Origin of the sequence: Bradyrhizobium guangdongense (genome assembly GCF_004114975.1) — a bacterium.
Lineage (GTDB): Bacteria > Pseudomonadota > Alphaproteobacteria > Rhizobiales > Xanthobacteraceae > Bradyrhizobium > Bradyrhizobium guangdongense.
The window spans coordinates 6,805,952-6,826,903 of the sequence record NZ_CP030051.1; the positions used below are offsets into that span (position 1 = coordinate 6,805,952).

Below are 20,952 nucleotides of genomic sequence, written 5' to 3' on the forward strand. Positions count from 1 at the left end.
ATGCCATTGAGCCGGATCAACTTAATCGCAGCGGTCGAGTTCCGCTTAGGCCGTATTCCCCGCGTCGACCGTGAACACGGTGCCGGTGATGTTGCGGCCGCCCTCGCCGAGCAGATATTCCACCATGCGCGCGACGTCGTCGGTCTCCGGCAGACGGCGCAGCGCGCTGCGACCGGCGATGCGCTTGCGCCCCTCCTCGGAGAGAGTGTTCGTCAGCTCGGTGTCGATGAAACCAGGCGCGATCGCGTTCACGGTGATGCCGAGCTTGCCGACCTCGCGCGCGAGCGAACGGGTGAAGCCGGTCGCGGCCGCCTTCGTCGCGCCGTAGACGGACAGCCCGTTATAGCCGGTGGTCGCAATGATGGAGGAGATGTTGATGATGCGGCCGGCGCCGTCCGCCATCATCTGCCGCGCCACATATTTGGTGAGGATGATCGGCGACAGCACGTTGAGCTGCACCAGTGCCTCGATCTCCGAATTGTGCATGGTCGCGAGCAGGCCTTCGGTGCCGAGGCCTGCATTGTTGACGAGGCCGTAGATCGGCCCGAACTCGTCGCGCACGAGCTTCGCGAAAGCCGGGATCGCGTCGATCACGGCGAGATCGCAGGCGCGGAAATGCAGGCGTCCGTCGGAGACGGCAATCGCCGCCTTGAGCTCCTCGCTCTCGCGCCGGGCCGCGGCAATCACGTTGAAGCCGGCGCCCGCGAGGCGCCTGCCGATCGCAAGGCCAATACCGCGGCTGCCGCCGGTGACGAGAACATTATGCATCGGTGCGCGCCAATTTGCCGGCCGGGGTGACGTCGAGCGCCTCGACGAAGCGGATCACCGCCGGCACCTTGTGAGAGGCGAGCTGGGCGCGGCACTGCTCCAGGATCTGGTCGCGGATCTCCTTCGCGCGCGCCTGGTCGGTGCCGTCGGCGAGAACGACGTCGGCGACGACGATGCCGCCGGTGATCGGACTGCGCCGCGATTTCGCTCGCGACATCCGCACATCAGGATGACGGTTGATCGCCGCCTCGATCTCTTCAGGGTGGACCTTCAGCCCGCCGATATTGATGATGCCGCCGCGACGGCCGACGAAATAGTAGCGGTCACCGCGCAATTCGACGATATCGCCGCTGTCGACGAAGCCATCGTCATCGGCGAGCGCAGCCGCGTTACGGCCGATATAGGCATGCGCGGTGCGCGTCGAGCGAATCCGCAGCGAGCCGTCGACGACCTTCATCTCGACCCCATTGCGGTTGCCGAGATAGTCGGCCGGAAAACCCTCCAGCCCGTCATTGACCGCGAAGCCGACACCGGCCTCGGTCGAGGCATAGGCATGGCCGACGGAGGAATTTGGGAATGCCGCCTTCAGGCCGTCGAGCACCGCCTGGTCGGCGATCTCGCCGGAGAGACGGACATAGCGCGGGGCAAACCGCGCGGCCGATCCGCTCATCAACAGCTTGCGCCAGTGCGAGGGCGTACCGGAGATGTGGGAGACACCGCGCGCGTTCAGCCGCGCGACGTGATCGGCAAGGGCCTCATGCGGGTCCGACAGCACCATGGAGCCGCCGGAGAGGATGGCACGGAGGAAGATCTGCAAGCCGCCATAGCGCCTGATGTCATAGAACGTGGCCCAGACCGGCGCAGGGCCCTTCGATGGGCCTTCGGCGACGATGGCGCCGGTGAGCGCCTCCAGCGTATGGCCGACGATCTTGGGCACGCCCGACGTGCCCGAGGTGAGCATCAGCCATTCGGTCGCGCGTTCGGTCCTGGCGGGCGCGGTGGCCTGAAGCGGCAATTGCGCGGTGACGACCAGCGACATGCCGGTCCCAGACCAACGATCGGGCTCGTCGGTGACGACGGCATCGATCCCGGCATCCGCGATCAGCGCGTCCAGATGCGCGGGATTGAGGTCCGGCGGGCACAGCAGCATGCGACGGACAATGCCGTCGAGCTCGATCATGGCGAGGCCAGACCTGAGCTGGTCGGATAGCTTGAGCAGGACGGCCCGACCGGACAGCTCGCGCAGGCGGCCGCCAAGCACGGTCTGCGACAGGATGTCGGTGAGCGACAGGACATCGTACGCATCCGACAGCGTTCGGCCCTTCAGCTCCGCGCCGAGATGGTCGCGGAGCGCAAAGATTTCACGCGGGGACATTTTCGTAGGCCCGCACGAAATCGCCCACGGTGGCGGGGAACGCTGCGTCCTCGGAAATGGTAAACGGGTCGACGCCGGTCTCGTCCTCGAGACGCGCGACCAGGATCGCGAAGGCGAGCGAATCGAAGCCCGTCTCGTGCAGCGACAGATCATCCGAGAGTGCGGGAAGCGTGACGTGCTGCTCTTTGGCGATCTGCTTGATCGCTTCGATGACCTTTGACCGTACCGACATGGCTGTTCGCCTCTTGTTTAGTTAATCAAACGTTTGTCTTGCGGCGGCTCTGAGATGACCGCCTCCCATGGCCGTCTGTTTACCCGACAGAAGTAAATGGCCTCTTGGACAATTCAGATAAAATTGGACCTATCTGCCGATTTTGCTGCGGCTACAGCCTGATCGTGCCGTCCGCGATCCGCGCGAATGTCCCGGAATCGAGTGCGGCATAGGCCCCCGATTTCGGCTCCAGCATGAACAGCGGATCCGTCACCACGGCCGGGTCAAAACCTTCCCGCGCGAGCTCGCCCTTCTTCTGCTTGAACGTCTCGGTCGCATCCAGCTCGCGCGAGATGCGGATGAAGATCGGATGGGCATAGGCCGGCAGGCGTCGCGCGAGATGCGCGGGCAGCCCCGCGATCTCGAACCCTTCGTTGACGACGATGGCACTCATGCCGGCGCGGCCATCAGTGCCGGGGACGCTGACACCATAGGTGGTGGCATCGACCACACCGGTGAAATCGCGCACGGCGTCGTTGACCTCCGACGTCGCGACGTTCTCGCCCTTCCAGCGGAACGTATCGCCGATGCGATCGACGAAATGGAAGAAGCCCTTGTCGTCGAGCTGCATCAGATCGCCGGTGCGGAACCAGGCATCGCCCTTGGCGAAGACATCGCGCAGGATCTTCCTCTCCGTCTCGCCGGCGTCGGTATAGCCCTCGAAGCGGCCGCCGCCCTCGTCCGCCCTGCCGATGCGGCCGATGGCCTCACCCGCCTCGCCGCGGGCGCAGGGGATGCAAAAACCCTCGTCATTGCGCAGCGGCGCGCCGCTGTCGGGATCGAGCTTGACGAGGCCCGCAGGAAAGCGATGCGCAAGCAGCGGCGGGACGCGGCCGATCGCGCCTGGCTGGCCCTCGACGTTGAACAGCGAGAAATTGCCTTCGGTCGCGGCATAGAATTCGAGGATGCGGGGAATGGCGAAGCGCGCCTGAAAGTCTTTCCAGATGTCGCCGCGCAGACCGTTGCCGCACGCGAGCCGCAGCTGGTGGCGGTTCTCGTATTCCGACGGCGGCGCCTTGAGCAGATAGCGGCATAGCTCGCCGATATACTGGAACAGCGTGCAATCGTGGCGCACGATGTCGGACCAGAAGTTCGAGGCCGAGAATTTTCCCGCGATCACCACCGCGCCGCCGGCGGCCAGCATGCTGCACGGGGCAACGACGCCGCCGACCGAGTGGAACAGCGGCAGGCAATCATACAGCCGATCCTGCGGCGTCGCGCCGGTAAGGCCGGCGAACCAGAACCCCCAGTTCAGGATGCGGCGATGGCTGATGCTGGCAGCCTTGGGCAGGCCGGTCGTACCCGAGGTATAGATCAGCAGCGCGCGATCATCGATGGTGACGTCGCCATGCTCGTCCGGCGACAGCGGTCCGTCATCAAGCGCGGCCAATGCAACATCGATTGCGCGCTCGCTGCGGGCATCGCCATGAGTCCAGACCTTGGCTTCCGTCTTCAGATGCGGCCTTGCGCTCTCCAGCGTCGCCGCGAGCTCATGCGCAACGATGATATGCGAGGGCTTGGCGACGTCGAGACAATGCGCGAGAGATTTGCCGACGAGCTTGGTATTGATCAACGCCACCACGCCGCCGATGCGGCTGATGCCGAGCCAGGCTGCGACATAGTCCAGGCCGTTCGGCATGATCAGGCCGACGGTATCGCCTTTGGCGAGGCCGACCGAGCGCGCCCAGCGCGCATAGCGGCGGATGCGCTTCGACAAGCCCTCGTAGTCGAGTGTTGCGTCATCCATCACCAGCGCGAGGCGGTCGGGCTGGCGTCGTGCCCAATCCTCGATCACGTCGGCGAACAGACGGCCCGGCAGCGTCTCGATCCGCGCGGTCAATTCGATCGCCTTCAGCCAGATTTTCGAGGCCGAGGGTGCGCGCGCGGCTTGGGGTTGCTCGATGACGCCGATGGTCATGCGGTTCATTCTTTCGGACGGTATCTGCTTGTGCCGGCAGCTTAGCCCGCACGCCCTGCCCAGGTGTTAAGAGACAAGGTAAAAGCCGATCAGCGCGCGATTAACTCTAGTCATCCTTTACCAAGTCGATGGGAACGGCGTGCGGCCAAGCGTAATTCTTGCGATAGCAATTCCAGTCATTCGGGCGCGCTATGCGGCCCTCTCGCCTCGCGCGAAATGAACTGGAGGCCACGATGATTACCAGGCGACATTTCCTTCAGACCGCAGCATGTGCCGCGGCGGCGCTCGCAGCGCCTCGCGCCTTTGCGATCGGCAACCCGTCCTATCCGTCGCGCAGCGTGAAATGGGTGGTGCCGTATGCGCCCGGTGGGGCCACCGACCTGCTGTCGCGGTTGATCTGCCAGCGCCTGTCCGAACGACTCGGGCAGACCTTCGTGGTCGAGAACAAGCCCGGCGCCGGCAGCAATATCGGCACGCAGGCGGTCATTACGTCCGCGCCGGACGGCTACACGCTGCTGCTGACCTCGACCGCAAATGCGATCAACGCCTCGTTCGATCCGGCGCTGCCCTATGACTTTGCCAAGGGCATCGCGCCGGTCGCCGGCGTCGCGCGGATTCCGCTGGTGCTGGTCGTCAACAACGATCTGCCGGTGAAGAGCGTCGCCGACTTCATCGCCTACGCCAAGTCCAATCCCGGCAAGATGTCGATCGCCTCTTCCGGCATCGGCACCTCGCTGCATCTCTCCGGCGAGCTGTTCAAATCGATGGCGGGCGTGCAGTTCACCCATGTGCCGTATCGCGGCTCTGCGCCGGGCCTCACCGACGTGATGAGCGGCCAGATCCAGGGCATGTTCGACAACGTCACTTCGTCCTTCGAGCTGGTGCGCGCCGGCAAGCTGCGCGCGCTCGGCATCACCACGCGCGAGCGCTCGGAGATCCTGCCTGATGTGCCGCCGATCGCGGACACGCTGCCCGGCTACGAGACATCCTCGTTCTACGGGGTCGGTGCGCCCTACGATACGCCGCGCGAGATCATCGATCTCCTCAATCGCGAGGTCGACACGGCCTTGTCAGATCCCGGGATCAAGGCGCGCATCGCAGAGCTCGGAGCGATCCCGCTGCACGGCAATGCCGGCGAGTTCGGCGGCATGCTCACTGCCGAAACCGAGCGCTGGCGCAAAGTGGTCGAGCTGTCCGGAATCAAGAAGGAATAGCTTGCGGCCATCTCGGCATTAGCGGCTTCGCCGATGGCGGGGGCGCGGTGGCGGCAGGTTGACCGGGTAATAAGGATTGAGGTCGCAGGTTGCGGCCTGACCGTCAGCCGTCGCACGGCACTGCGGCAGCGATGTGAAGGAGCAGTCATACCACTCCCCGCCGCCGCCGCTCGCGCCGGTATAGACGTGCATGCAAACGGGATAGCTTGGGTCAAATGTCTGGGCCTGCGACGGAGCGGCTGCAAGCCATGCACCGGCCGTCACGATCAGGCCGAAGGTCAAGCGCGTGATCTTCATTGAAACTCGCATCGTAGACCGTCAGTGCACTTTCTTGTGACGTTTGGCCGGCACGGGCGGCTGATCGAAAGCATAGTAGGGATTGAGATCGCAGCTCGCGGCGCGGCCCGAAGCGGTGGCGCGGCACTGCGGCAGCGAGGTGAAGGAGCAGTCGAAATAATCGCCGCCACCGCCGGTGAAACCGCCGGGCGTGTAGACATGCATGCAGACCGGATAGCGCGGATCATAAGTCTGCGCGCCGGCATCTGCCGCGACGAACAGCGTGGCAATCGCGGTAAGGGTCAGGAGAGACAAACGCATCGGACATATCCTCGAATCGGTAGCAGCAGCACGCGTTATGCCATTTCGATATGGCACAACAGCGCGGAAGAAGCGATCGTTCCTATTAATACCTCTCCCGCTTGTGACGCGCAGCAAAAACGATGGGACACAACGCCGTAACGATCTGAAACGGCGAAGACGCACTGGACCCGGCCTGCATTGAACGCATATCTCGCGACACCCATCGTTCGACCAAGGTCGCAAGCGATGGGCGCACGAAACCGTTCGCTGGACCGGGCGAACGGATTAGTCTTCGGACCACAGCGCCGGCCCCGGACCGATGATGTTCCGGAGCAATCAACAAACAATATGGGCTGAAGGAAACGCACATTCGCCGCTCGGGCTCTTGAGCGCGGCTCCGCCGTTGGTGGAGGAAGATGCGTCGGCGGCCTGTGGTCTCAGGGCATGCAAGAGAGCATCTCGTCTCCGTTCATCCGCTATCCGATCGGCACCTCGCTGCTGATGGCCGGCATCCTGTTCGTAGGTCTCGTCGCCTATCCTCTGCTGCCGGTTGCACCGCTGCCGCAGGTCGACTTTCCGACCATCCAGATCTCCGCCTCGCTTCCCGGCGGCAGCCCCGAAACCATGGCGTCCTCCGTGGCGCAGCCGCTCGAGCGCCAGCTCGCACAGATCCCCGGCATCACGCAGATGACCTCGACGAGCTCGCTCGGCTCGGCCTCGATCACCCTCCAGTTCGATCTGAACCGCCTGATCGACGCGGCCGCCAACGACGTGCAGGCTGCGATCAACGCCGCCAGCGGGCAACTGCCGAAGAACCTGCCGTCTCCGCCGACTTACCGGAAGGTCAATCCGGCGGACTCGCCGATCATGATCCTGTCGGCGACCTCCGATACGCTGCCGCTGACCACCGTCAGCGACCGCACCGACGCCCAGCTCGCACAGCAGATCAGCCAGATCCCCGGCGTCGCCCAGGTGTTCGTCGGCGGACAGCAGAAGCCTTCGGTGCGCATCCAGGTCGATCCGACCAAGCTGGTCGCCAAGGGTCTGTCGCTGGAGGACGTACGCAGCCAGATCGCGATCGCGACCACGGACAGCCCGAAGGGCAGTATCGACGGCGCGAAGCGCGCCTATACCGTCTACGCCAACGACCAGCTGCTCGAGGCGAGCCAGTGGCAGGACGTCATCGTGGCCTATCGCGGCGGCGCACCTTTGCGGGTTCGCGACATCGGCAAAGCCGTGTCGGGACCGGAGGATTTGAAGACCGCGGCCTGGGCCGACGGCAAGCGCGGCGTGTTCCTGGTCATCTTCAAGCAACCCGGCGCCAACGTCATCGAGACGGTCGACCGCATCAAGCAGAAGCTGCCGCGGCTGATTGCGGCGATCCCGCCGGCGATCAACATCAAGATCATCAGCGACCGCACCATCACCATCCGCGCGGCGGTCGATGACGTTCAGATCACGCTCATGATCACCATTGCGCTGGTGGTGATGGTGATCTTCGTCTTCCTGCGCAGCTTCTGGGCCACGATCATCCCGAGCATCACGGTGCCGCTGGCGTTGCTCGGGGCCTGCTCGCTAATGTGGGTGTTCGGCTACTCCCTGGACAATCTGTCGCTGATGGCGCTGACCATCGCGGTCGGCTTCGTGGTCGACGACGCCATCGTGATGCTGGAGAACATCACGCGCTATGTCGAACGGGGCGAAAACCCTGTCACCGCCGCCTACAAGGGCGCGGCCGAGATCGGCTTCACCATCGTCTCCATCAGCATCTCGCTCGTCGCCGTGCTGATTCCCCTGCTGCTGATGGGCGGCATCATCGGCCGGCTGTTCCGTGAATTTGCCGTGACACTGTCGATGGCGATCTTCGTCTCGCTCGTGGTGTCGCTGAGCCTGACGCCGATGATGGCCTCGCGTTTCCTGCGCTCCGACCACGAAGTCCGCCACGGCCGCTTCTACCAATGGAGCGAACGGTTGTTCGAGCGCCTGCTTGGCGACTATGAGCGCGGGCTCGACCTCGCGCTTCGGCATAGTCTCGTCACGCTCTTCATCTTCTTCGCCACCGTTGCACTGTCGGCACTGTTGTTCATCCTGATCCCAAAAGGTTTCTTCCCGCAACAGGACAACGGCTTTCTCACCGCCGTGTCGGAGATGCCCCAGGACATCTCCTTCGCCGAGATGAAGCGACGGCAGGAGGAGCTCAATGCGATCGTACAAGCTGATCCTGCCGTTGATTCCATCGCGATGTTCATCGGCGGCGGCGGGACGGCGCTGAACTCCGGACGCATGTACGTCACGCTGAAGCCGATCGGGGAGCGCGACGCCAATGCGCAACAGATCATCGCGCGGCTACGGCCAAAGCTCGCCCAGGTCGAGGGCGCACGTCTCTACATGCAGGCTTCGCAGGACGTGCGGCTCGGCGGCCGCGCGACCCGCACCCAGTTCGAGTTCACGCTTCAGGACGCCAATCTTTCCGAGCTGGACACCTGGGCGCCGAGGATCCTGACGGAGATGAAAGGCCTGCCGGAGCTTCGCGACGTCGCCACGGACCAGCAGACCGAGGGCACGACGCTGCAGCTCACGATCAATCGCGACACGGCCGCACGCTACGGTATCCAGCCGCAGCTGATCGACGATACGCTCTATGATGCCTTCGGCCAGCGCCAGGTGGCGCAATACTTCACGCAGACCAACAGCTATCACGTGGTGCTCGAGATCACGCCGGCATTGCAAGGCAAGCTCGAGACGCTCGACAAGCTCTATGTCAAATCGCCGCTGACGGGCGACGAGGTCCCGCTCTCTGTGATCTGCAGCTGGAATAACGAGCCTGTCAGGCCGCTGGCGATCGCGCACCAGAGCCAGTTCCCGGCGGTGACGATCAGCTTCAACCTCGCCGAGGGCATCGCGCTCGGGCAGGCAACCGCCGCCGTGATGCGCGCGGCCGGCGAGATGGGCGCGCCACCAACGCTGTCTATGAGCTTCCAGGGGACCGCGCAGGCGTTCCAGCAGTCGCTCGGCACCGTGCCGATGCTGATCCTCGCCGCCCTCGTCGTGGTCTATCTGGTGCTGGGTGTGCTTTACGAAAGCTACATCCACCCGCTGACCATCCTGTCCACGCTGCCGTCGGCCGGCGTCGGCGCGATTGCGATCCTGATGATCTCCGGCTTCGATTTCAGCCTGATCGCCCTGATCGGGGTCATCCTCCTGATCGGCATCGTCAAGAAGAACGGCATCATGATGGTGGATTTCGCCATCGCGGCCGAACGCGAGCAGCGTCTGACGCCGGAGCAATCGATCCGCCAGGCCGCGCTGCTGCGCTTCCGCCCCATCATGATGACGACGATGGCGGCCCTGCTCGGCGGCGTGCCGCTGATGCTCGGGCACGGCACCGGCGCAGAGATCCGCCAGCCGCTCGGCTACGCCATGGTCGGCGGACTTGTCGTGAGCCAGGCGCTGACCTTGTTCACGACGCCGGTCGTCTATCTCTACCTCGACCGCTTCTCCAACGCGCTGTCACGATGGATGGAACGGAAGCCGGAGGTGGAGGAAGAGCGCGAAGAGCAGAAGGATGCGGCGGAGTAACGGCGCGGGCCCCGGACGCCGTCATTGCGAGCGCAGCGAAGCAATCCAGGACTGTCTCCGTGGAGATCGTCTGGATTGCTTCGTCGCTGCGCTCCTCGCAATGACGTTGGGGAGGCAAACTCAACCCAGCCCCTGCAGCACCAGCCGGTTCAGCCTCGCCGCAAACGCAGCCGGATCCTCCGGCAGCTCGCCGTCCAGGATCTGCGCCTGTTCGAGAAGCAGCAGGCTGAGATCGTCCACCGTCTTCGAGCCGGCCTGGGCCCTGGTGATTGCCGTGACCATGGGGTGGCGCAAATTGATCTCCAGGATCGGCTTGGTGCGCATGCCGCGGTTCTGCTGCGCCAGAATGCGCTCGAGCTCGCGGCTCGGCCCCTGGCTGTCGGCGACGAGGCAGGAGGCGGAGCTGGTGAGCCGGGTCGAAGCCTTGACGTCGCTGACGCGCTCACCGAGCGCCGCCTTGATCACCGCAATGGTCGCAGCCTCGTCCGCCGCCGGCTCGTCCTTCTTCGCCTCGTCCTTCTCGTCGATGCGCGGTATCAGGTCGAGATTGAGATCGCCCTGGCTCAGCGATTTCAGCGGCTTGCCCTCGAACTCCGTCGGCATCGAGGTCCAGAACGCATCGACCGGGTCGGACAGCAGCAGCACCTCGATGCCACGCGCGGTCGCTGCTTCCAGCCGCGGGCTGGACTTCAGCCGCTCGATGCTGTCACCGACGAGATAATAGATCTCGGTCTGGTTCGGCTTGAAATCGGCGACGACGTCCTTGAGCGCGCGCTTCTCACCTGATGTGGTGGTGAAGCGCGACAGCGCAAGCAGCTTCTCGCGGCGCTCGAAATCCTCGTAGATGCCCTCTTTCAGCACCGCGCCGAAGGCGTCCCAGATCTTGGCGAAGTTCTCCGCGTCCTTCTCGGCGAGGCTTTCTAGCTCGTTGACGACGCGGGTCGCCACGGCTTTGCGGATCTGCGCCAGTTGCGGATTGTTCTGGAGCATCTCGCGCGAGATGTTGAGCGGGAGGTCCTCGCTGTCGACGACGCCGCGGACGAAGCGGAGATAGCCCGGCAGCAGGTCGGCATCATCGGTGATGAAGACGCGGCGGACATAGAGCTTGACGCGGCCCTTGCGGTTGGGCTCGAAAAGGTCGAACGGCTTGGTCGACGGCGCGAACAGCAGCACCGCGTAGGAGTAGCGCCCCTCGGCGCGATAGTGCAGCGTCATCGCGGGATCGTCGAAGGCGGACGCGATCTGCTGGTAGGCCTTCTTGTAGTCCTCTGCCGTCAATTCGGATTTCGGGCGCTGCCACAGCGCGCTCGCCGAATTGATCTGGCGCGGCTCGCCCTCTTCCGGCACGAGTTCGATGGGAAAGAGGATGTTGTCGGAATAGGCACCGACAATGCGCTCGATCTCGAAGGCTTCGAGATACTTTTTCGCATCCTCCTTCAGGTGCAGCACGATCTCGGTGCCGCGTGCCACGCGCGCCGCTTCCTCATCACTGGCGCGGGCAATCTCGAAACCGGAGCCGCCTGACGAGGTCCAGGTCCAGACGTCGCTCTCACCGGCACGGCGGCTGATCACGACGATCTTCTCGGCGACCATGAAGGCGGAATAGAAGCCAACGCCGAACTGGCCGATCAGGCCGAGGCCGTCCTTGGCCTCCTTCAGCTTCGATACGAAAGCCTTGGTGCCGGAGCGAGCGATGGTGCCGAGATGATCAATCAGCTCCTGCCGCTCCATGCCGATGCCGTTGTCGGCGATGGTCAACGTTCCCGCCGTCTTGTTCGGGATGATGCGGATCTTGAGCGCTTCGCCCCCGCCCATCAGGGCCGGATTGGCGATCGCCTCATAGCGCAGCTTGTCGCAGGCATCCGAGGCGTTGGAGACGAGTTCGCGCAGGAAGATATCGGTCTCCGAATAGACCGAGTGCACCATCAGGTGCAGCAGCTCGGAAACCTCGGCCTGAAAAGGCTGCGTATGCGTAACCGTATCGGACGTCGTCATGCGTTTACCCGGTCAATCGGAAATGGAGAAAGCCGGGATATAGCGCGATGGGATCGGGGATCAAGTGGACGCGCAAAATCGCCCTCCCGAAAGGGGAGCGATTTGCATCGGAGACGACTAGATCAGGTCACGCAGCGGCCGGGCTGAAGCAGTTTTGCGACCTCGGTCAGGGAGCTGACCATCGGCTCGCACGCAATCGTCGGCCTGCGGCCCGGCTTCAGGATCGTGGGGGCCGGCTTCGCATTGCCGGTCTCGACGGCCGCGGGGAGGCGCAGCAGCACCGACGTATCCGGCAGGTCGTTCAGCCGCATCGAGACGGTGCGGGTAGGCGCCGGAGCCGGCTTCGGATCGGCCAGGCGGTCGGCCTTGCTGGTCCGGTTGACATTGTGGCTCGCGACGTTGCGATCTGAGGTTTGGCCCGACCGGTCGGCCAGCGCCTGCCAGCGGTCGGCCAGATCATGGCCGGAGGCCAGTTGCACGGCACCAACCTGGACGGCGCCAAGCGTCGCAGCGATGGCGACGGCGCCCAAAAATACCTTTTGAATCTGTGGCATGGCTGTCGGTCCCTCGCCCCATGGCGATCCCGGGAACAACGCGAGCGGAGAACCGGAGTTTCCCGAACGTTAAGATCACTTAACCGTGTGCAGAAAATGCACCGCCTCGGAAAAATTTTGCAACCGCCTGGAACGACTCCCGCGCCCGGGAGTCATCTCGGCAGCCGGCTATTCCCCCCTGCCCCATAAGCCGGCGACGTAGGGCGCGACTGTGGTGATGCCAGTCGCGCCTTACTTTTTTCTATTTCCGAAATTGAACGATCCTTTCGGCTCAGGAGCTGCCGAGAAGCTCGCGGACGCGGTTCCGCGCCCACTCGGGATCGATGTCGGACCGAGTTCGTGCGACGCGCATCCGCTCCGCCGCATCGATGTCGCTCAGAAGGCTGTTCGACATCGGTCTCGCAACGCCGGCAATGCTCTCCATCTCGGCCATGTCGCCGTTACAGTGAAGCGCCAAGTCACAACCGGCCGCGAGGGCCTGCATCACGCGCGCGCTCACGTGGCCGGTCAACGCGTTCATGGACAGATCGTCCGTAATCAGGATGCCCTTGAATCCGATGCGTTGCCGGATGACGTCCTTGATGACGGAGGCCGACAGGGTTGCGGGGCGATCCGGATCGACGCTTCGAACGAGCGCATGGGCCGTCATGCCCCACGGGATGGACGCGAGCGCCTTGAACGGCACAAAATCCGTCGCATCGAGCTGATCAAGACCTTCTGCAATCACCGGCAGCGCCAGGTGGCTGTCCACCATGGCGCGGCCGTATCCAGGCAAATGCTTGATCACGGGAAGAACGTTGGCGTCGAGCAGGCCCTCGCAGACGGCGCGCCCCATCTCGCTCACCAGAAGCGGATCCGGTCCATAGGCGCGACTTCCGATCATTTCGTGCGCACCGGGGATAGGGACGTCGATCGTCGGCGCGCAGTTCACCGAGATTCCGACCGCATTCAGGTCGAGACCGATCAGCATGCTGTTCAGCCGGACCGCCTCGAGCGCCGCAGCACGGTCGGCCCGCGCCGCATCGCCGAATGCACGCGCGGCCGGATAGGCCGGCCAGTGCGGCGGCTTGAGGCGGGAAACCCGCCCTCCCTCCTGATCGATCAGCACCGGCGCATCGGCACGGCCAATCGAATTGCGCAGATCGTCAACCAGGGTTCTTACCTGATCCGGAGCGAGGCAATTACGCCCGAACAGAATAAAGCCGAGTGGATTGACTTCCCGGAAGAAGCGGACCTCGGCGTCGCTGAGCACTGGGCCGGCGCAGCCGAACACGACCGGCAAAGGGTTATTCGTCATCGTCAATCCTCCCGGCGCGTTTTGACTGCAGCACGCGATCTGATGCCCTCGATCAAGTCGCGCCTTGCTTTTTGCTGGTACTCACTTCGGCCCCCGCAGCCACTCCGCTCCCTCGCGGTAGAGCTTCTCGACTTCGGCGCCGATCAGGCCGGGCATGTCGCGCTTGACCTTGTAGCCGATCAGCTGCTGCATATAGGCGAGATGGCGGTAGCCCTCGGGCAGCGCGGCCAGCGCCGTCTGGTCGAGGCGCAGCGTGGCGGCGGGATCGACGGGGTCGATCCGGTCCTTCTCGTAGATCGGCTGGCGGCGGACGATGCCCCATTGGCCCTTTCGCTTCTCCAGGAAATCGTAAAAGCGGCCGGTGCAGACGACGTCGCAGAGCACGTCGTGCACCGGGGCTCGCTGCGAGATCGTCATCTTCGTTTGCGCGATGGCCCGCTCGCCGGAGAGATCGATGCTGGTGCCGCCGAGGAAATGCAGGATGCGCACGCCCCTGGCAAACCCTTCCTGGCTGACGCGCATGAAATCCCGCGCGGGCCCCTGAAACCAGGTGGCGGACATCCAGCCCTCTTCATGCCAGACGGTGGCAAAGCGCTCCCAATCGCCGGCATCGCGCCACACCGCCCAGTTCTCGACGAGGTCGCGGATGGCGAGGCGATCGAGAAGTTGCTGGTCCATGGGCACGTCTCCAAGTTCTGGTGATGCGCGAGGTATGGGCGTCGAACGCGATACCCGTCAAGCGGGCACAAAAAATCCGGCGTGCCTTGCAGCACGCCGGATCAGATCGTCATCGCCGAATGGCGGGGCGTTGCCTCTACGCCGCGGGCGCCTTTGGCGCGCGGTTGCGCGAGTTGCGCTGGAAGAATAGCGCCTGGCTCGCCACCGCTGACACCATCGCGGGCTGGAACGGTTTTGAGATCAGGAAGGCCGGCTCCGGACGCTCGCCGGTCAGGAAGCGCTCCGGGTAGGCCGTGATGAATACCACCGGCACCTCGAAGGTGCGGAGCAGCTCGTTGACGGCATCGAGCCCGGACGAGCCGTCGGCGAGCTGGATGTCGGCGAGGATCAGGCCCGGCCGCTTGTTCTTGGCCAGCGCCACCGCATCGGCATGGGTGCGCGCGACGCCGACGACATTGTGGCCAAGATTCTTCACCAGGCTCTCGAGGTCCATGGCGATGAAGGTCTCATCCTCGATGATCAGGACGTCGGTGGCGATCTCGGCCGCCATCTCTCGGCCAGCGGCGTCGGCCAGCCGCCGCGTCTCGGCGACGTCGGTCGCGAGAATATAGGCGACTTCCTCTTCCGAAAATCCCTCGAGCGAGAGCAGCAGGAAGGCCTGCCGCGGCAGCGGCGTGATGTTGGACAGCCGCCGCTCCGGCGGCATCGGCAGCGTCGCCACCTCGGCGTCGTCATTGACCGAGACCGAATTCCAGATTTGAGTGAACAGCCGGAACAGGCCGGCACGTGGGCCATGGGTCTCGTCGAGCACGCTGGGATCCCCCAGCATGGCCTCCAACATGGCTGCGACGTAGGCGTCGCCGGAGGCCTGGCTGCCCGTCAGGGCGCGCGCATACCGGCGCAGCAAGGGCAAGTGTTCAGCAACGAGCTGTGAACGGGACATCCCCACTCCATTCATCATCGGGCCAACCTTGAGGACTAGGCGATACGAGGGGTGGCCCGGGTTCCCCTGCTGGGCTGTCTACGCCTCAGGACAAGAAAAGTTCCGCCAAGCGCGGAACTTTTTATCGAACCTGGAATTGTGCCTATCCAGGGAACGGCTCCCGGTTGAGAAAATTTCTCTATTTTGCAGTCACTTAACTCGGGGAAACGTGGAACAGGTCATGAAAGATCTCAAGTCTCAAGCCAGCAAAAGCACGACCCCCGGCAAAGGCGGGCTCACGCCGGAGATCCAATCCCGGATTGGGCACCAACTGCGCGCCATGTATGACGACGTCGTACGGCAGGGGGTTCCGGACCGGTTCGCGGAGCTTATCAAGAAGCTCGATGCGCCGGGAGGCGGATCTCCAAATGAGAATGGGGCTGGGGGCTCCAACGACAACCATGGGAGGGATTAATGCCTCTCACGAACTCCCTGCGTGACGATATCCTCGCGGCCGTGCCGAGCCTGCGCGCCTTTGCGATCTCGCTCAGCGGCAATGCGGATCGCGCCGACGATTTGGTGCAAGAGACGCTGCTGCGCGCCCTCGCCAACATCGACTCGTTCCAGCCCGGCTCCAACCTGCCGGCATGGCTGTTCACGATCCTGCGCAACCTGTTCCGTTCCGACTATCGCAAGCGGCGGCGCGAGGTCGAGGATGCCGAGGGCAATTATGCCAAGACGTTGAAGACACAGCCTTCGCAGAACGCCCATCTCGAGTTCGAGGAATTTCGGACCGCGCTCGACAAGCTTCCGCAGGACCAGCGCGAGGCCTTGATCCTGGTCGGCGCCTCCGGCTTCTCCTATGAGGACGCGGCCTCGATCTGCGGCTGTGCGGTCGGCACCATCAAGAGCCGCGTCAATCGCGCGCGTTCGAAGCTCGCCGCGCTGCTTTATGTCGACGGCGCCGAAGACTTCGGGCCCGACGAGACCGTGCGCGCCGTGATCGGCGGCAGCGGCGGATAGCAAGTTAAATCGACTTGAGATGACAGCTATGAAGGTGGCCGCTGACGCGGCCGCCTTCACACGCGTGTGGCCAATTGAGTATCGCTCGGTTACGTCTCGACGAACGTGACCGTGTCGGCAACGCTCGCGCGCGAGGTGCGGTAGCTGTTGACCTTGTGCGCGGCGTCGGCATACCCGAATGAAATGCCGCAGACGACACGGCGGTCATCGGACAGCTTGAAGTGGCTGCGGATCAGGCCGGAATGCCGCGCGAGCGCCGCCTGCGGGATGGTGCCGAGCCCGAGGGCCTGGGCAGCGAGCATGAAATTCGAGACGTAAGCGCCGCAATCGATCGCACCGTAAATGCCGAGCGGCTCGTTGGTATGAATGATCGCCACATGCGGCGCGCCGAAGAAATTGTAGTTCTCCAGCGCCTGCTTGGCGTAGGCGGCCTTGTCGCCGCGGGCGATGCCCAGCGTGTTGTAGAGCTGAAAGCCGCTCTCCCGGCGGCGTTCGAGATAAACGCCGACATATTCGCGCGGCGGGGTGAAATCGTAATCGTCGCCGAGGCCGCTTGAGGCTTCCTTGTAGATCAGCTGGCGGAAGCGCTCCTTGGCCTCGCCACTGGCGATGATGACTTGCCAGGGCTGGCTGTTGCACCAGGACGCGGTGCGCTGCGCGGTCGTCAGCACATGCTCGATGGTGGCGCGATCGACTTCCTTCGGCAGGAAGGCGCGAACGGAGTAGCGCTCGTTGAGGAGCTCTTCGAGCACGCCGATGCGGTCTTCAGTGGAGTGGCGTGAGTTTGATGCTTTGGCGTCCATCGCTTGTCTCGCTTTCGTGCCCCGGACGCAGCGCAGCGCTTCTTCAGCGGTGCGCTGCAGAGCCGGGGCCCATTGTGGCCCCTGGGTCCCGGCTCTGCGGCGCGTTGCGCCGCGTCCGGGACACGAGAGAGATCACCGCCCCTTGGTCGGGATCTTGTTGTACGGCACATCCTTGTCGACGCGGATGTCGCCGGGCAAGCCCAGCACCCGCTCGGCGATGATGTTGCGCAGGATCTCGTCGGTGCCGCCGGCAATGCGCATCGACGGCGATGACAGCAGCATCTGCTGGAACTGGCCCTGCGCCGCCTCTTCGTCACTGCCCGTGAGAACACCGGCCGCGCCTTGCAGGTCCATGGCGTAGGTCGCGATGTCCTGCAGCATCATGCCCGAGACCAGCTTGCCGATCGAATTCTCCGGCCCCGGCCGCTCGCCTTTCGACAGCGCCGAGATCGCGCGGTAGCTGGTGTATTTCAGCCCGCTCGACTTCACCGCCCAGCTCGCAAGCTTCGACCGCACGGCGGGATCGTCGATCGCGAGCCCATCCTCCAGCATCAGGTTCGAGCAGAACTCGAACATTTCAGGCACGCCCGTCGCAAGCCGCGCGCCGATCGACATGCGCTCGTTCATCAGCGTCGTCAGCGACACGCTCCAACCCTCGCCGACGGCCCCCAACCGCTGGCTGTCGGGGATCACCACGTCGGTGAAATAGACCTCGTTGAACTCCTGCATGCCGTTGGCCTGCTTGATCGGACGGACCTCGACGCCCGGGCTCTTCATGTCCAGGAAGAACATGGTGAGACCCTTGTGCTTGGGCACATTGGGGTCGGTCCGCGCGATCAGGAGGCCATAGTCGGAATAATGCGCGCCCGAGGTCCATATCTTCTGGCCGTTGACGATCCAATTTTCGCCCTTCTTCTCCGCGCGCGTGCGCAGACCCGCAACGTCGGAGCCGGCCGACGGCTCGGAGAACAGCTGGCACCAGATCTCCTCGCCGGAAGCGAGCTTCGGCAAATACCGGCGCTTGGCATCCTCGCTGCCCCAGGCCATCACGGTCGGGCCGCACATGCCCTCGCCGATCTGGAATGGCTGCGTCAGCTTGCCGTAGACGCCTTCCTCCTGCTGCCAGATCACGCGCTCAATCGGCGTGGCGCCGCGGCCGCCATACTCCTTCGGCCAGTGCAGGCAGGCCCAATTGGCCTCGAACTTCTTCTTCTGCCAGGCCTTGCCGACCTCGACCATGTCGTGCTTGGCAAGCCTGATGCGGCCGAGCGAGGATTTCGACAGCTCCTGCTCGAACTCCTTCGGCGCGTTGGCGGCGATCCATTTGCGCGCGGTCTCGCGGAATGCGGCTTCCTGCGGGGTGTCGTCGAAATTCATGGCGAACCTCTACCCTCTTCCCTTGGTCGGGATCTTGTTGAACGGCACGTCCTTGTCGACTCTGATGTCGCCGGGCAGGCCCAGCACCCGCTCGGCGATGATGTTGCGCATGATCTCGTCGGTACCGCCTTCCACGCGCGTGCCCGGCGCACGCAGCAGCATGGCCTGGAAACGGCCGGCCAGCTCGGCCTCCTCGCCGCTGACCACGCCGCTCGCGCCCTGCAAATCCAGCGCGTAGGTCGCGACGTCCTGGATCATCGAGCCCGCCACCAGCTTGCCGATGGAGTTTTCCGGCCCCGGACGCTCGCCCCTCGACAGCGCGGAGATCGCGCGCATGCTGGTGTATTTCAGCCCGCTTGCCTTCACCGCCCAGTTCGCCAGCTTTGAGCGCACCGCGCGATCCTCGATCGCCGGACCGTCGTCGAGCATCAGGCTCGCGCAATATTCGAACAGCTCGGGAAAGCCGGTCGAGACGGCCGCGCCGATCGCGCTGCGCTCGTTCATCAGCGTGGTCAGCGAGACGTTCCAGCCGTCGCCAACCTCGCCGAGGCGCTGGTGATCGGGAATACGAACATTGGTGAAATAGACCTCGTTGAAATCGGAGGCGCCGCTGGCCTGCTTGATCGGCCTGACCTCGACACCGGGGCTCTTCATGTCCAGGAAGAACATGGTGAGACCCTTGTGCTTGGGGACGGTTGGATCCGTTCGCGTGAGCAAGATGCCGTAGTCGGAATAATGCGCGCCGGAGGTCCAGATCTTCTGGCCGTTGACGATCCAGTCGTCGCCGTCCTTCTCGGCACGCGTGCGGAGCCCTGCGACGTCGGAGCCGCCGGCGGGCTCGGAGAACAGCTGGCACCACACCTTCTCGCCGGAGGCGAGTGGCGGCAGATAGGTGCGCTTGTGCTCCTCACGCGCGAACGCCATCATGGTCGGCCCGCACATGCCGTGACCGATGATGAACATGCGGGAGAGCTGGCCGAACGGTCCCTCTTCCTGCTGCCAGATCACGCGCTCGATCGGCGACGAGCCGCGGCCGCCATACTCCTTCGGCCAGTGCAGACAGGCCCAACCGGCGTCGGCTTTCTTCTTCTGCCAGGCCTTAGCGACTTCGAGAATATTGGCATTCCTAAGCACGGTGCGGCCGAGCGAGGATTTGCGCAGCTCCTCCTCATACTGCTTCGGCGCATTCGCCGCGATCCATGCGCGGGCCGTCGCGCGAAATTCAGCTTCCTGCGGCGTGTCGTCGAAGTTCATGGGATTTCTCTTGCTCTTCGTAGGGTGGGTTAGCCGAAGGCGTAACCCACCACCTATATCCATCCTCGTGATTGGCAATCGTGGGTACGCTGCGCTAACCCACTCTACGAACCCGGATTACGCCGCGTTCTTCTTGCGCATGCGGTCGATCAGCTGGTCTTCCCAATAGCTGAGGCTACCGAGCCCGAGCGCCATCGCGTTGGCGCGGCGGTAGTACATGTGGCAGTCGAACTCCCAGGTGAAACCCATGCCGCCGTGAACCTGGATGTTGTTCTTGGCGCAGTGCTGGAACGCCTGTGTCGCGCTGATGCGCGCGGCGGCAGCGGCCTCAGGCAATTCGGCCGCGTTGGTCGAGAGCGCCCAGGCCCCGTAATAGCTGTTGGAACGTGCCAGCGTCGCCGAGACGTACATGTCGGCCAGCATGTGCTTGATCGCCTGGAACGAACCAATTTGACGACCAAAGGCAATGCGATCGAGCGCGTAATCGCGGCCCATCTCCAGTGCGCGGTCGGCACCGCCGACCTGCTCGAATGCACAGAGCACCGCGGCGCGGTCGAGCACCTGAGTGAGAATGCTCCAGCCTTCACCGGCAGCACCAAGCGGCTCAGCCTTGCAATCTTTGAAAGTGATCTCGGCCTGCCCGCGGGTCGGATCGAGATTGGTCAGGCTCTTCACCTCGACGCCGCCGGCCTTGAGGTCCACCAGGAACAGCGAGACGTCGCCGTCGCGCCCGGTCGATCCGGTGCGCGCGGCGATCACAGCGAAATCGGCGATCGCGCCATCGGCCACAGGCTTCTTCACGCCGTTGAGCGTGCCATTCGCCGCGGTCAGCTTGACGTTCTTCGACGACGGATTGCCCTTGCCCTCGAACAGCGCCAGCGTGCCGATCGCCTCGCCCGAAGCAATCGCCGGCAGCCATTTTTTCTTCTGCGCATCGCTGCCGGCGATCAGCAGGGCTTCGGCGGCAAGATAGACCGTCGAAGAGAACGGCACCGGGGCATTGGCCCGCCCCATTTCCTCCGCGATCACGCAGAGCTCGAGATGACCCGCGCCCGCGCCGCCGAATTCCTCGGGGATCGCGACGCCGAGAAAACCCATCTCGGCGAGGCCCTTCCAGAGCTCCTTGTCATAGGGCGCCTTGCCGTCGAGCACCACGCGTACCGCCTTCGCCGAGCACTTTTCGGCGAGGAATTTGCGCGCCTGGTCGCGGAGTTGCTTCTGGTCGTCGGAGAAATCGAAGTTCATGGCGGGCTACCTCTTATTCGTTGTCATTGAGACCGTCATTCCGGGGCGCCGCGGAGCGGCGAACCCGGAATCCATTTCACCGCGCGTGTTGCGGCCCGAT

19 protein-coding genes are annotated in these 20,952 nt (G+C 64.2%); 4 read left to right on the top strand and 15 right to left on the bottom strand.

All coding sequences use genetic code 11. The annotated features are described in order from the left end of the window. Positions 1 to 45: 45 nt before the first annotated feature. The 4 genes from X265_RS32610 to X265_RS32625 form a co-directional block, all read right to left on the bottom strand. Complete coding sequence (locus X265_RS32610; RefSeq protein ID WP_128968546.1) at positions 46 to 768, bottom strand: SDR family NAD(P)-dependent oxidoreductase; 723 nt, start codon at positions 766 to 768, stop codon at positions 46 to 48. After that, complete coding sequence (locus tag X265_RS32615; RefSeq protein WP_164938908.1) at positions 761 to 2,143, bottom strand: class I adenylate-forming enzyme family protein; 1,383 nt, start codon at positions 2,141 to 2,143, stop codon at positions 761 to 763. The genes X265_RS32610 and X265_RS32615 overlap by 8 nt, the downstream gene beginning before the upstream one ends. Continuing rightward, the gene (locus X265_RS32620; protein ID WP_128968547.1) at positions 2,130 to 2,375 is read right to left on the bottom strand and encodes an acyl carrier protein; all 246 of its coding nucleotides are present in this window, start codon (positions 2,373 to 2,375) and stop codon (positions 2,130 to 2,132) included. The genes X265_RS32615 and X265_RS32620 overlap by 14 nt, the downstream gene beginning before the upstream one ends. Positions 2,376 to 2,526: 151 nt before the next feature. After that, complete coding sequence (locus tag X265_RS32625; RefSeq protein WP_128968548.1) at positions 2,527 to 4,341, bottom strand: long-chain-acyl-CoA synthetase; 1,815 nt, start codon at positions 4,339 to 4,341, stop codon at positions 2,527 to 2,529. A gap of 224 nt (positions 4,342 to 4,565) precedes the next feature. Here X265_RS32625 and X265_RS32630 point away from each other — a divergent pair, with 224 nt between their 5' ends. After that, a complete protein-coding gene (locus tag X265_RS32630) occupies positions 4,566 to 5,546 on the top strand; it encodes a Bug family tripartite tricarboxylate transporter substrate binding protein (protein ID WP_128968549.1) in 981 nt (326 codons plus the stop codon). Positions 5,547 to 5,564: 18 nt separating this feature from the next. On the opposite strand, the gene X265_RS32635 is transcribed toward X265_RS32630, so the two are convergent. Together X265_RS32635 and X265_RS32640 are read right to left on the bottom strand one after the other, a co-directional pair. Then, complete coding sequence (locus X265_RS32635) at positions 5,565 to 5,843, bottom strand: DUF3551 domain-containing protein (protein ID WP_188637383.1); 279 nt, start codon at positions 5,841 to 5,843, stop codon at positions 5,565 to 5,567. 21 nt (positions 5,844 to 5,864) lie between these two features. Beyond that, positions 5,865 to 6,143, bottom strand: a complete 279-nt coding sequence (locus X265_RS32640) for a DUF3551 domain-containing protein (protein WP_128968550.1) — start codon at positions 6,141 to 6,143, stop codon at positions 5,865 to 5,867. A gap of 426 nt (positions 6,144 to 6,569) precedes the next feature. Between X265_RS32640 and X265_RS32645 the strand changes: the two genes are divergently transcribed. Beyond that, the gene (locus X265_RS32645) at positions 6,570 to 9,704 is read left to right on the top strand and encodes an efflux RND transporter permease subunit (RefSeq protein WP_128968551.1); all 3,135 of its coding nucleotides are present in this window, start codon (positions 6,570 to 6,572) and stop codon (positions 9,702 to 9,704) included. A gap of 120 nt (positions 9,705 to 9,824) precedes the next feature. Here X265_RS32645 and htpG read toward each other — a convergent pair whose 3' ends face one another. The 5 genes from htpG to X265_RS32670 all read right to left on the bottom strand — a co-directional run bounded on the left by htpG (position 9,825) and on the right by X265_RS32670 (position 15,171). Next, positions 9,825 to 11,699 carry a molecular chaperone HtpG gene (gene htpG, locus X265_RS32650; protein ID WP_128968552.1) on the bottom strand — a complete coding sequence of 625 codons (1,875 nt, stop codon included), beginning with the start codon at positions 11,697 to 11,699 and terminating at the stop codon, positions 9,825 to 9,827. A 122-nt stretch (positions 11,700 to 11,821) separates the two neighbouring features. Further along, positions 11,822 to 12,253: a hypothetical protein gene (locus X265_RS32655; RefSeq protein ID WP_128968553.1), complete on the bottom strand. Its 432-nt coding sequence runs from the start codon at positions 12,251 to 12,253 to the stop codon at positions 11,822 to 11,824. A 271-nt stretch (positions 12,254 to 12,524) separates the two neighbouring features. Continuing rightward, positions 12,525 to 13,550 (bottom strand): glycoside hydrolase family 3 N-terminal domain-containing protein, encoded by a 1,026-nt coding sequence (locus X265_RS32660; protein WP_128968554.1) that lies wholly within the window; start codon positions 13,548 to 13,550, stop codon positions 12,525 to 12,527. An 81-nt stretch (positions 13,551 to 13,631) separates the two neighbouring features. After that, positions 13,632 to 14,228 (bottom strand): nuclear transport factor 2 family protein, encoded by a 597-nt coding sequence (locus X265_RS32665; RefSeq protein ID WP_128968555.1) that lies wholly within the window; start codon positions 14,226 to 14,228, stop codon positions 13,632 to 13,634. Positions 14,229 to 14,364: 136 nt separating this feature from the next. Next, positions 14,365 to 15,171, bottom strand: coding sequence for a response regulator (locus X265_RS32670; RefSeq protein ID WP_164938909.1), 807 nt, complete (start codon positions 15,169 to 15,171; stop codon positions 14,365 to 14,367). A gap of 220 nt (positions 15,172 to 15,391) precedes the next feature. On the opposite strand from X265_RS32670, the gene X265_RS32675 reads away from it, so the two are divergent. Then, positions 15,392 to 15,625 carry a NepR family anti-sigma factor gene (locus X265_RS32675; RefSeq protein ID WP_164938910.1) on the top strand — a complete coding sequence of 78 codons (234 nt, stop codon included), beginning with the start codon at positions 15,392 to 15,394 and terminating at the stop codon, positions 15,623 to 15,625. After that, the gene (locus X265_RS32680) at positions 15,625 to 16,173 is read left to right on the top strand and encodes a sigma-70 family RNA polymerase sigma factor (protein ID WP_092288831.1); all 549 of its coding nucleotides are present in this window, start codon (positions 15,625 to 15,627) and stop codon (positions 16,171 to 16,173) included. Before X265_RS32675 ends, X265_RS32680 begins: the two co-directional genes overlap by 1 nt. Positions 16,174 to 16,262: 89 nt before the next feature. Here the strand turns inward: X265_RS32680 and X265_RS32685 are convergent, their stop codons facing one another. From X265_RS32685 to X265_RS32700, 4 genes are all read right to left on the bottom strand, one after another. After that, complete coding sequence (locus tag X265_RS32685; protein ID WP_128968556.1) at positions 16,263 to 16,976, bottom strand: nitroreductase; 714 nt, start codon at positions 16,974 to 16,976, stop codon at positions 16,263 to 16,265. Positions 16,977 to 17,108: 132 nt separating this feature from the next. Further along, positions 17,109 to 18,353: an acyl-CoA dehydrogenase gene (locus X265_RS32690; RefSeq protein ID WP_128968557.1), complete on the bottom strand. Its 1,245-nt coding sequence runs from the start codon at positions 18,351 to 18,353 to the stop codon at positions 17,109 to 17,111. A gap of 9 nt (positions 18,354 to 18,362) precedes the next feature. After that, the gene (locus tag X265_RS32695) at positions 18,363 to 19,607 is read right to left on the bottom strand and encodes an acyl-CoA dehydrogenase (protein ID WP_128968558.1); all 1,245 of its coding nucleotides are present in this window, start codon (positions 19,605 to 19,607) and stop codon (positions 18,363 to 18,365) included. A gap of 117 nt (positions 19,608 to 19,724) precedes the next feature. Continuing rightward, positions 19,725 to 20,852 (bottom strand): acyl-CoA dehydrogenase family protein, encoded by a 1,128-nt coding sequence (locus X265_RS32700; protein ID WP_128968559.1) that lies wholly within the window; start codon positions 20,850 to 20,852, stop codon positions 19,725 to 19,727. Between the last annotated feature and the right edge of the window lie 100 nt (positions 20,853 to 20,952).